The sequence below is a fragment of the Acidovorax sp. genome, from assembly GCF_016783915.1.
Classification (GTDB): domain Bacteria; phylum Pseudomonadota; class Gammaproteobacteria; order Burkholderiales; family Burkholderiaceae_C; genus Acidovorax.
In genome coordinates this window covers 1-10,674 of the sequence record NZ_JADHVT010000152.1, presented here as the reverse complement: position 1 = coordinate 10,674, position 10,674 = coordinate 1, and the positions used below count along the sequence as shown (strand labels likewise).

The window sequence follows — 10,674 nt, the reverse complement described above, 5'->3', positions numbered from 1 at the left end:
TGCGCCGGATGGGGCCACCCTCGGTCATGCGCAGGAACGTGGCCTCATCCCACGCAAACAGGTGCGCCAGCTGCTGGCCCGACAGGCCCTTGCGCTCGTCAAAGTCGGGCAGGCGGCTGACCTGCGCAAACTTGTTCCAGGGGCAAATCAGCTGGCAGTCGTCACAGCCATAGATGCGGTTGCCCATCAGCGGGCGCAACTCCACTGGGATGGGCCCTGCGTGTTCGATGGTGAGGTACGAGATGCAGCGGCGCGCGTCGATGCGGTGCGGCGCAATGATGGCCTGCGTGGGGCACACATCGATGCACGCGCTGCAGCTGCCGCAGTGCGCGGTGACGGGCGCGCTCGGGGGCAGCGCCATGTCCACATAGATTTCGCCCAGAAAGAACATCGACCCGGCCTCGCGGTTGAGCACCAGCGTGTGCTTGCCGCGCCAGCCCTGGCCGCTGCGCGCTGCCAGCTCGGCCTCCAGCACGGGGGCGGAGTCGGTGAACACGCGGTGGCCGAACGGGCCGATGGCCTCGGCGATGCGGTCGCTGAGCTTTTGCAGCCGGGCGCGCAGCACCTTGTGATAGTCCCGGCCCCGGGCGTAGACCGAGACAATGCCCTCCTGCGGGCGGGACAGGCGAGACAATTCGGCGGCCTGCCAGCCTTCGGGTGCGTCCATGGCTGTATCGCGCGGCAAATAATCCATGCGCGCCGTGATCACGCTCACGGTGCCGGGCACCAGTTCGGCCGGGCGCGCACGCTTCATGCCGTGGGATGCCATGTAATGCATGTCACCATGGAAGCCCTGCGCCAACCAGGCCGCAAGACCCGGCTCTGCCGCAGACAAGTCCACCCCCGCCACGCCGATTTGGGAAAATCCCAGCTCGCGGGCCCACTCCTGCATTTGAGGAACGAGTTGACTGTTGCACCACATACCGGCCAGATTGTAGAAAGCGGCAACGATGCTGCGGCCGCCCCCCCTGCCGAAACCACGCGCCATTTCACCTGGCACAGCGAGGAAGACACCGCTGCCTTCGCGCAGCGCCTTGCCGCACAGCCCTTGCTGGCCAACGCCTTTGTGACCCTGCACGGCGACCTGGGCGCGGGCAAGACCACCCTGGTGCGCCACCTGCTGCGCGCCCTGGGCGTGCAGGGCCGTATCAAGAGCCCCACCTATGCGGTGGTGGAGCCCCACGAGGCGCCGAGCTTCTCCATCTGGCACTTCGACTTTTACCGTTTTGACGACCCACGCGAGTGGGAAGACGCGGGTTTCAGGGACATTTTTGCCAACCCCGGCCTCAAGGTGGCAGAATGGCCGGAGAAGGCCGCAGCGCTTACCCCGCTTGCAGACCTTGCTATCCACATTGAAGCAATGGATGACACCGAAAGGAAGGTCACGCTGCATGCCCCCACCGCCACGGGGCGCAGCCTGCTGCAAGCTCTCTGAGACACCGTGAACGAACCCCCCCTGCCCGACCGCCACGCCGCTTCCCAGCCATCGCGCCGTGCCGTGCTGCGCGCCAGCAGCCTGGTGCTGCTGCTGGGCGCACAGCAGATTGCACGTGGCGCCACCATCCTGGCTGTGCGCGTGTGGCCGGCCCCCGAGTACTCACGCGTCACCATCGAATCCGACGGCGCACTGGTGGCCAAGCAGTTCTTCGTGACCTCACCGCCGCGCCTGGCGGTGGACATCGAGGGCATCGACCTGAGCCCTGAGCTGCGCGAGCTGGTGGCCAAGGTCAAGCCCGACGACCCCAACATCGCGGGCATCCGCGTGGGCCAGAACGCACCGGGTGTAGTGCGGCTGGTGGTGGACCTCAAACAACCGGCCATGCCGCAGGTGTTCACGCTGCCGCCCGTTGCCGCCTACCGCCACCGGCTGGTGTTTGACCTGTACCCCGCAGCGCCCGTGGACCCGCTGGAGGCATTGATTGCCGAGCGCCTGCGCGATGCCAATACCCCGGCCGCCACGCCAGTACCGCCACCCGCACCCGCCACAGCCCGCGCCCCGGCACCAGCAGCCGAGCACGACCCGCTGGGCGACCTGATCGCGCAGCGCGCCAGTGGCCCCGCGCCTGGCAACACCGCGGCCCAGCCGCCAGCACAGCCACCGGTGGTGGCCGCAGCGCCTGCACCGGGTGCAGCGACCGCGGCGCCTTCACGCCCTGGCAACCGCGCCACGGCCACCGAGACGGACCGCATCATCATCGTGGCACTCGACCCCGGCCACGGCGGTGAAGACCCGGGCGCCATCGGCCCCGCTGGCACCCGCGAAAAAGACGTGGTGCTGCGCGTGGCCCACCTGCTGCGCGACCGCATCAACGCCACCACCGTGGGCGGCAACCCCATGCGCGCCTACCTCACGCGCGACGGCGACTACTTTGTGCCCCTGGGCACCCGTGTGCAAAAGGCCCGGCGCGTGCAGGCCGACCTGTTTGTGAGCATCCATGCCGACGCCTTCACCACCCCCGAGGCGCGCGGCGCCAGCGTGTTTGCGCTGAGTCAGGGCGGTGCCTCCAGCACCGCAGCCCGCTGGCTGGCCAACAAGGAGAACCAGGCCGACCTGGTGGGTGGCATCAACGTGCAGTCCAAGGACCAGCATGTGCAGCGCGCGCTGCTGGACATGAGCACCACCGCACAGATCAACGACAGCCTCAAGCTCGGCACCGTGCTGCTGGGCGAGATCGGCAACGTGGGCAAGCTGCACAAACCGCGCGTGGAGCAGGCAGGCTTTGCGGTGCTCAAGGCGCCCGACATCCCCAGCGTGCTGGTCGAAACCGCCTTCATCAGCAACCCCGAAGAAGAAAAACGCCTGCGCAGCAGCGCCTACCAGGAGCAGCTGGCCGACGCGTTGATGCGCGGCATCACGCGTTACTTCGCCAAGAACCCGCCGCTGGCGCGCAGCCGGTCGGTGTAGGTAGGCCGGGACATAGCGCGCGGGACGGCGAGCCCACCTTGCGCGCACTGCCAACTGCAGGCACAGTAGCCTGCATCGGCCGGGCGCGCACCGCGCCTTGGCCAGCAAGGAGAACTGCCATGGCCCTGCCCCACGCCCAATCTGGTCAGATCGTCAGCGTGCGTCCCCTGGGAGCACGACTGGCCGACACCGTCACCACCGCCGTCCTCAAAGCCGGCCAGCTCGAAGTCATGCGGGTGGTCCTGCCCGTGGGCAAATCCATGAAAGAACACCAGACCCCCGGCGAGGCCACCGTGTTGTGCATCGAGGGCTTGGTGGAGTTTGCCAGCGACCAGGGCGTGCAGCAGTTGCACCCCGGCGACTTTGTGCACCTGGCACCGCGCGCGCTGCATTCGCTCAAGGCGGTAGAACCTGCGTCACTGCTGGTGACGATGTGCCTCAAGCCTGCGGAGAAAACCTGAGGCCTCTTCGGCCTCTTGGCCTCTTTGCACTCCGGGCCACGAAGGCCTGAGGGGGTGAAGACCGTGCGGCGCTGAAGGCGGTCAGCGCCCCAGCCGGAACACGCTCACGATCTCTGCCAGCCTTGCGGCCTGGTGCTTGAGGCTGTCGGCCGCAGCCGCGCTCTGCTCCACCAGGGCAGCGTTCTGCTGGGTGACCTGGTCCAGCTGCATCACCGCCTCGCCCACCTGGCTGATGCCAATGGTCTGCTCACCCGTGGCGCTGGAGATTTCACCAATCAGGTCGCTCACCCGCTGCACCTGGGCGACGATGTCTTCCATGCTCTGCCCGGCGTTGCTCACCAGCTGGGTGCCGTTCTCCACCTTCTCCACACTCGCGCCGATCAGGGTCTTGATCTCCTTGGCCGCTTCGGCGCTGCGCTGGGCCAGGCTGCGCACCTCGCTGGCCACCACGGCAAATCCCCGGCCCTGTTCGCCCGCACGGGCGGCTTCCACCGCCGCGTTCAGCGCCAGGATGTTGGTCTGGAAAGCGATACCGTCGATCACGCTGATGATGTCGGTGATCTTTCTGGATGCGGCCGAGATGTCCTGCATGGTGGTCACCACCTGGCCCACCACCTCGCCGCCCTTGACCGCCGCCTGCGATGCCGTCCCGGCCAGCGTGGCCGCCTTGCGTGCGGTGTCGGCGTTGTTCTTCACGGTGCTGGTGATCTCTTCCATGGAGGCTGCGGTCTCCTCCAGATTGCTGGCCTGCTCTTCGGTGCGCTGGCTCAGGTCGGCGTTGCCCATGGCGATCTCGCTGGAGCCCGTGGCAATGCTGTCGCTGCTATGCCGCACGTCGCCCACGATGCGCACCAGCGAGGTCTGCATCCCCTGCATGGCACGCATCATCTCGGCCACCTCGCCACGCCCTTGCACCTCGATGGACAGGGACAGGTCACCCTCGCCAATGCGCTGCGCCACCGCACTCACCGCGCCCAGTGAGCGACGGATGCGCTGCACGACCACCCACGACAACACCACCAGCAGCGCCAGCCCTGCCACACCCGCCACCAGCACGGTCATGCGGTACGACTGAATCAGCTCTGCCGCCTCGGTTGCCTGTTCGGCCGAGCGGCGCACCTGGTACTCCACCATCTTGTCGGCAATGGCGTTGTATTTGTCCAGCACCGGCGCAAACGTGCCCAGCGCATAGGCGCGCGCCTGGGCCATGTCGCCCGCCTTTTTCAGCTCCAGCGACTTGTCGCGCGTTTCCAGGTACGACTTGCGGATGGTGGCCAGCTCCTCCTGAATGCGCAGGCCCTCGGGGCTGTTCTCCAGCTCGGTGTATCGCTTTTGCACCTTGCTGGTGTCGGCGGTGGTGGCGGCCATCGTGTCTTTGAAGTAATTTTGCAGGTCGTCGCCCTCGGTCTGGGCGATGGAGAACACGCGCGTGGAGTTGACGGCAATATTGCTGCGCCAGCGCAGCGCCAGCTGCAATCGCTCCACCTGCTCGGACGCGAGGTGGTCCACCGTGGCCCCCAGGCGCTGCACCCGCACCAGGCTCAGCGCCAGGACGACCACCAGGGCCAGTACCGCTACGGCGACGATCAGCCCGATCTGCTGCGCCACCGTCAACTGGGCGCCCACACCTCCCCGGCCGGCTTGCTGTGTGTGCTGGGTCATCGCGTGTCCTTTTGTAAGTTATGTACGCCGAGGAAATGATCTGCCTGCGCAACCCGGTTGGCAACAGCGCCGGGCGCAGGGAAACCCTTAGTGGCGCAGTGCTACCTGTCCTACAGCCGACGCCCTTGCCCGCCTACACCGGCACCTGGGAGTGGCAGCGACAGTAGAGGCACAGGTCGAGCTTCAGCCGCCACCGCGGATTGGGGACCACGGCCTGACTCCATAACCATTAAGGAATCTCGCCATGAACATCCGTCACATCCTTCTTGCGACCACCTGCACTGCGGCCCTGGCAATGGGTGGTTGCGCTTCGAATCCATCGGGCGCCCAGGTCGGCACAGGCGTCGGCGCTGTAGTCGGCGGGGTTGCTGGCAATGCCGTGTTTGGCGGCCCCGTGGGCACCATTGGCGGCGCGGCGGCTGGCGCCCTCATCGGCCACGAAATCGGTGAAGACCGCGACCAACGCCGCCCTTATCGCCGTTAAGCCCTGGGGATCCTCCCCGCCCAGAGCGTTGATCTGGGCATAAAAAGAGCGGCAGGCGCATAATTTACATGCGCCTGCCGCTCTTTATTTGATAGCGAATTAATGGATCTTCAAGCTGCGCGTGCCTGGCGCCCGGCGCGCCAAGCGCCAAAGATGGCAATCAGGCCAGGCACAAAAATCATGGCCCAGATGATCTTGTCCAGGTTCTCCTTGACCCAGGCAAAGTTGCCGAAGAAGTACCCGGCCGTGGCAATGCCCAGCACCCACAGCAGCGCCCCGCCCACGTTGTAGGCCGTGAACTTGGCGCGATTCATCTCTGCCACGCCCGCCACGAAGGGCGCAAACGTGCGGATGAAGGGCATGAAACGCGCAATGACGATGGTGATGCCGCCATAGCGCTCGTAAAACTCGTGCGCCTGGTTGAACGCCCGGCGGTTGAACCAGCGCGAATCCTCCCACTGGAACACCTTCGGCCCAAAGTAACGGCCGATCGAATAGTTGCACTGGTCGCCCAAAATGGCCGCCGCCAGCAGCACCGCGCACGCCAGCGGAAAGCTCATCATGCCCGCGCCACACAGCGCACCCACAATGAACAGCAGCGAGTCGCCCGGCAAAAACGGCATCACCACCAGGCCTGTCTCGACGAACACGATGGCAAACAGCAGGGCGTACACCCACATGCCATAGGTCTGCACAAACGCCTCCAGGTACTTATCCACATGCAGGATGAAGTCGATGAGAAAAGTGACAAGTTCCATGAAAAGGCGGGCCCGGGCGCGGCGCGGAAAAAAGGTGGGCGCATTATCCCCATCGCGCCCCACCCCAGCCCGATACCCCTGCGCAGCCCCCGCCCTAAAATCCGGTGGGTGAACGACCCCACCCCCTTCCTCGCAGCGGCCCAGCCCGCATCCAGCCCCCCAACCACCACGCGCCGCCCCATCCGCGACCTGCCGGATGAACTCATCAGCCAAATCGCAGCCGGCGAGGTGGTGGAGCGCCCCGCCTCGGTGGTGCGCGAACTGGTAGACAACGCGCTGGACGCGGGCGCCACGCAGATCAGCGTGCGCCTTTCGGCCGGGGGCGTGCGGCTGATCACCGTGGAAGACGATGGTGGTGGCATCCCGCAAGAGGAGCTGCCCGTGGCCCTGCGCCGCCATGCCACCAGCAAGATCACCAATCTCAACGACCTGGAAACCGTGGCCACCATGGGTTTTCGGGGCGAGGCACTGGCCGCGATTGCCTCGGTGTCAGAGATGGCCCTGCTCTCGCGCCCGGCCGCGCAGGCCAGCGCCTTCTTGCTGGACGCCCGCAGTGGTGAGCTGCGCCCCGCCGCGCGCAGCACCGGCACCACGGTGGAGGTGAAGGAACTGTTCTTCTCCACGCCCGCGCGCCGCAAGTTCTTGAAGACCGACGCCACCGAATTGGCCCACTGCATTGAATCGGTGCGCCGCCACGCGCTGGCGCGGCCCGATGTGGGCTTTGCCATCTGGCACGAAGGCAAGCTGGTGGAGCAGTGGCGCGCCACCTTTGTCCCCGGCCAGGGTGATCCGCAGGACGCCCATGACGCGCTGGCCCGCCGCCTGTCGGACGTGCTGGGCGAAGACTTTGTCACCCAGTCGGTCGCCGTGCAGCACCGCGTGGGTCCGGTCACCGTCACCGGCCGCGCAGGCCTGCCCGACGCGGCCCGCTCGCGGCCCGACCACCAGTATTGCTACGTCAACGGTCGCTTTGTGCGCGACAAGGTCCTCACGCACGCCGCCCGCAGCGCCTACGAGGACGTGCTGCACGGGCACAAGCAGCCTATTTATGCGCTGTATGTCGAAATCGACCCGGCGCGTGTGGACGTGAACGTGCACCCCACCAAGATCGAGGTGCGCTTTCGCGACAGCCGCGAGGTGCACCAGGCCGTGCGCCATGCGGTGGAAAACGCGCTGGCTGCGCCACGGGCTGCCGCATTGGCAGCGGCTGCGGCGGCACCCAACCCCTCCGCAGCCGGTGATGGGGAGCATTTCAAGCCCCAGACGCCCCAAGCGCCGGTGTGGAATGCCCAGGCCGCTATCAAATTTGAAGAACATGGTCACCGTGTGGAAGACCTGCAGGCCCTGTGGGGGCCGCGCAGTGCGACATCCTCCAGCCCCATGGCAGACCAAGCATCGGGCGCGGCCGTGGGTGGGCTGTGGGCGCCGTCGGCCCAGGCAGATGCGCTCGCAGCGCGCACAACGCCCGCTGCACTCCATGCATCTGCCATGCCATTGGGTGGTGCGCCGTTTGGAGAGTCAGAGGCTCAGTTGGCAGGCGCACCCACCGAGCCCCTGGCCAGCACCCCACCCACGGCCTGGCCCGTGGGCCGCGATGGCAACGAAACCGCCTGGCCCCTGGGCAAGGCCGTGGCCCAGTTGCACGGCGTGTACATCCTGGCCGAAAACGCCCAGGGCATGGTGGTGGTGGACATGCATGCCGCCCACGAGCGCATCGTCTACGAACGCCTGAAGGCCCAGGTGGACAGCGGGGCGCGCATTGCCAGCCAGCCCTTGCTGATCCCTGCCACCTTCGCCGCCACACCGCAAGAAGTCGCCACGGCCGAAGAATCTGCCGAAGTGCTGGCCACGCTGGGCCTGGAGGTGGTGCCCTTCTCCCCCAAGACCCTGGCCGTGCGTGCCGTGCCCACCACGTTGGCGCAAGGCGACCCGGTGGAGCTGGCCCGCAGCGTGCTGGCCGAGCTGGCCGCCCACGACGCCACCACCGTGGTGCAACGCGCCCGCAATGAAATCCTGGGCACCATGGCCTGCCACGGGGCCGTGCGGGCCAACCGCCGGCTCACCATCGACGAGATGAACGCCCTGCTGCGCCAGATGGAAACTACAGACCGCTCCGACCAGTGCAACCACGGCCGCCCCACCTGGCGGCAGTTGAGCATGAAGGAGCTGGATGCGCTGTTCCTGCGCGGACGTTAGCGGCGGGCACAACACCGCCCACGACATAGCCAGAGCCCCCTTCTCCAGCCATTGCCCATCGCCCTCCATGACCCAGCACCGCTACCACCGTACCGCCCACGTCACCGCCACCGCATCGCGCATGCTGGCAGCCACCACCAGCCTGTGCCTGGCCTGGTCCGCCCACGCCGGGCGCCCTCTGTCTGTGGACGATGCAGGCGTGGACGAGGTGGGCCATGGTCACGTCGAAGTGTGGTGGGGGCCAGCGCGGCCAGCCCGGCACGGTGTACATGGCCCCTGCCTTCACCCCCATGGCAGGACTGGAGCTGGGCGCCGTGCTGGCGCGTGACCGCAACGAGCGCCACACCCTGCAAGGCGTGCAGGCCAAGTGGCTGTGGAGCCCCGCGCAAGAGCAGGGCTGCAACGCAGGCAGCAGTGCCGGTGTCGTTCACCGGCGCCAGAGTGCCGGGCAAAGCGCGGGCAGCGTGGTGGCGCTCAATCTCATCGGCACCTGCGCCGCGACCTGGGGCGTGGTCAATGCCAACCTGGGCAGCCAGCGCGAGCGCGGCCAGTCCTGGCGCGCCACCTGGGGCGCCTCGGTGGAACGCAGCTGGGGAGCCATCACGCCGCACCTGGAGGCCTTTGGCACCCAGGGCAGCGCCCCCACCTTTCAGACGGGCGCACGGTGGGAGTGGGCGCCTGGCAAGCAGCTCGACGCTACCGTGGGCCGCCAGCAAGGTCGCACCTTGTTGAGCTTGGGGTTTGCGCTGGGGTTCTGACACAAGCGCAATGCATAAAAAAAGCCCGCGCATGCGGGCTTTTTTGTGGGCATGCGGCACGCCACACTGTCGCGGCCGGATGTCGCGGTCAGTTGTCCCGCGCAGCCTTGGCGGTGTCGGCAAAGTCGCTGAACACGCCGTCCACACCCAGGTTGTAGAACAGCTTGTACTCGGCCTTGGGATCACCCTTGAAGTCCGAGGCCAGGCGCTTGGCTTCGTTGCGGAAGGTGTAAGCGTGCACGAACAGGCCTTCGGCGTGGGCGTTCTTCACCACGTCGGTGGGCGCCATCATCACGCGGTCGCGCTCGTCGATCTTGCCGTCGCCATTCAGGTCGTCGGCCTTGCCGTCCTTGTTCGCATCCACCTGCTTGGAGGGGATCAGGTACGGCTTCCAGGGGCCAATGCCGTCGGCATAGGTCTTGACTTCCTTGAGGCCTGCGGGGGTCAGCAGGCTGGCGAAGGTGCGCGAGTCACCGGCCACTGCAAAGTCATAGGGCTTGTCGTACGGGGCCACCAGCGACATGGTGCCATCGGGGTTCACATCGTCGGCATCCACCAGTTGCACCAGGCGCACCTGGGTCTTGGTGCGCAGGTACTTGAGGTTGGATACCTCGAACGACTGGATGATGACTGGCGAGCTCTTGGAGGTGTAGCCGTACTTGGCCAGGATGGTCAGCAGGCGGTCTTCCAGCGGCAGGCCTTGCTTGACGTGGTAGGTGGGGTGCTTGGTCTCTGGGTACACGCCCACGGTGCGGCCAGCCTTGGCGCCTTCGGTCTTGGCCAGGTCCAGCACTTCTTCAAAGGTGGGGATCTGGAACTTGCCGTTGTACGACTGGTCGCGGTCCGACAGAGGCTGGATGGCGCGCAGGGTCTTGAGTTCGGCCAGGGTGAAGTCGGTGACAAACCAGCCTTCCTCCTCTACGCCATCGACCACTTTCTTGGTCTTGCGGCCCGCAAACTCGGCGCGGGTGGAGACATCCGTGGTGCCCGTGATGTTGGGCTCATGGCGGGCAACCAGCACACCGTCCTTGGTAGCCACCAGATCGGGCTCGATAAAGTCGGCGCCCATGTCAATGGCCAGTTTGTAGCCCTCCAGCGTGTGGTCGGGCCGGTAGCCCGCCGTGCCCCGATGGCCGATCACCAGGGGCTTGTCGCCGTTCAACGTGGGGTAGGGATAGTTGTCGCTGCCGCCGCAGGCTGCCAGCGTGGCCACCATGGCCAGCGCGCCCCATTTCACACCAGTGATGTGCATGCTCTTCTCCTCGCTATGTTGTTGGTAGAACCGCCGAACTGTGGCGTCGGCATGTGACAAGGCCATGACGTTGGCTTGACCAACTGATGACGGCCGAACCACCCGCCAAACGCACCAACATGTGGCAAATATCCCGGCCACATTCCCCACCATTGTGCATAGACATCGGCATGAACGTATAACTTTTGGACATAATTC

Annotated in this window: 11 protein-coding genes; 7 read left to right on the top strand and 4 right to left on the bottom strand. The window is 66.4% G+C overall.

The window, feature by feature from the left end; all coding sequences use genetic code 11:
- Window positions 1-892: tRNA epoxyqueuosine(34) reductase QueG (gene queG, locus ISS20_RS20430; RefSeq protein WP_291439046.1), on the bottom strand; the 892-nt coding region annotated here is incomplete at its 3' end.
- A 12-nt stretch (window positions 893-904) separates the two neighbouring features.
- Here queG and tsaE point away from each other — a divergent pair.
- From tsaE to ISS20_RS20415, 3 genes are all read left to right on the top strand, one after another.
- Window positions 905-1,435 (top strand): tRNA (adenosine(37)-N6)-threonylcarbamoyltransferase complex ATPase subunit type 1 TsaE, encoded by a 531-nt coding sequence (tsaE, locus tag ISS20_RS20425; protein ID WP_291439044.1) that lies wholly within the window; start codon window positions 905-907, stop codon window positions 1,433-1,435.
- Between the two features lie 6 nt (window positions 1,436-1,441).
- Window positions 1,442-2,905: an N-acetylmuramoyl-L-alanine amidase gene (locus ISS20_RS20420; protein WP_291439042.1), complete on the top strand. Its 1,464-nt coding sequence runs from the start codon at window positions 1,442-1,444 to the stop codon at window positions 2,903-2,905.
- A 119-nt stretch (window positions 2,906-3,024) separates the two neighbouring features.
- Complete coding sequence (locus ISS20_RS20415; RefSeq protein ID WP_291439040.1) at window positions 3,025-3,366, top strand: cupin domain-containing protein; 342 nt, start codon at window positions 3,025-3,027, stop codon at window positions 3,364-3,366.
- Between the two features lie 81 nt (window positions 3,367-3,447).
- Here ISS20_RS20415 and ISS20_RS20410 read toward each other — a convergent pair whose 3' ends face one another.
- On the bottom strand, window positions 3,448-5,028 hold the full coding sequence (locus tag ISS20_RS20410; RefSeq protein WP_291439038.1) for a methyl-accepting chemotaxis protein: 1,581 nt from the start codon (window positions 5,026-5,028) through the stop codon (window positions 3,448-3,450).
- Window positions 5,029-5,272: 244 nt separating this feature from the next.
- On the opposite strand from ISS20_RS20410, the gene ISS20_RS20405 reads away from it, so the two are divergent.
- Window positions 5,273-5,512 (top strand): glycine zipper 2TM domain-containing protein, encoded by a 240-nt coding sequence (locus ISS20_RS20405; protein ID WP_291439036.1) that lies wholly within the window; start codon window positions 5,273-5,275, stop codon window positions 5,510-5,512.
- A 110-nt stretch (window positions 5,513-5,622) separates the two neighbouring features.
- Here the strand turns inward: ISS20_RS20405 and ISS20_RS20400 are convergent, their stop codons facing one another.
- The gene (locus tag ISS20_RS20400) at window positions 5,623-6,270 is read right to left on the bottom strand and encodes a DedA family protein (protein ID WP_291439034.1); all 648 of its coding nucleotides are present in this window, start codon (window positions 6,268-6,270) and stop codon (window positions 5,623-5,625) included.
- 108 nt (window positions 6,271-6,378) lie between these two features.
- Between ISS20_RS20400 and mutL the strand changes: the two genes are divergently transcribed.
- The 3 genes from mutL (at window position 6,379) to ISS20_RS20385 (ending at window position 9,224) form a co-directional block, all read left to right on the top strand.
- The gene (gene mutL, locus ISS20_RS20395; RefSeq protein ID WP_291439033.1) at window positions 6,379-8,466 is read left to right on the top strand and encodes a DNA mismatch repair endonuclease MutL; all 2,088 of its coding nucleotides are present in this window, start codon (window positions 6,379-6,381) and stop codon (window positions 8,464-8,466) included.
- Between the two features lie 67 nt (window positions 8,467-8,533).
- Window positions 8,534-8,794 carry a hypothetical protein gene (locus ISS20_RS20390; protein ID WP_291439031.1) on the top strand — a complete coding sequence of 87 codons (261 nt, stop codon included), beginning with the start codon at window positions 8,534-8,536 and terminating at the stop codon, window positions 8,792-8,794.
- The gene (locus ISS20_RS20385; protein ID WP_291439029.1) at window positions 8,757-9,224 is read left to right on the top strand and encodes a hypothetical protein; all 468 of its coding nucleotides are present in this window, start codon (window positions 8,757-8,759) and stop codon (window positions 9,222-9,224) included. The genes ISS20_RS20390 and ISS20_RS20385 overlap by 38 nt, the downstream gene beginning before the upstream one ends.
- 88 nt (window positions 9,225-9,312) lie before the next feature.
- On the opposite strand, the gene ISS20_RS20380 is transcribed toward ISS20_RS20385, so the two are convergent.
- Complete coding sequence (locus ISS20_RS20380) at window positions 9,313-10,476, bottom strand: glycerophosphodiester phosphodiesterase (RefSeq protein ID WP_291439027.1); 1,164 nt, start codon at window positions 10,474-10,476, stop codon at window positions 9,313-9,315.
- Window positions 10,477-10,674: the final 198 nt, after the last annotated feature.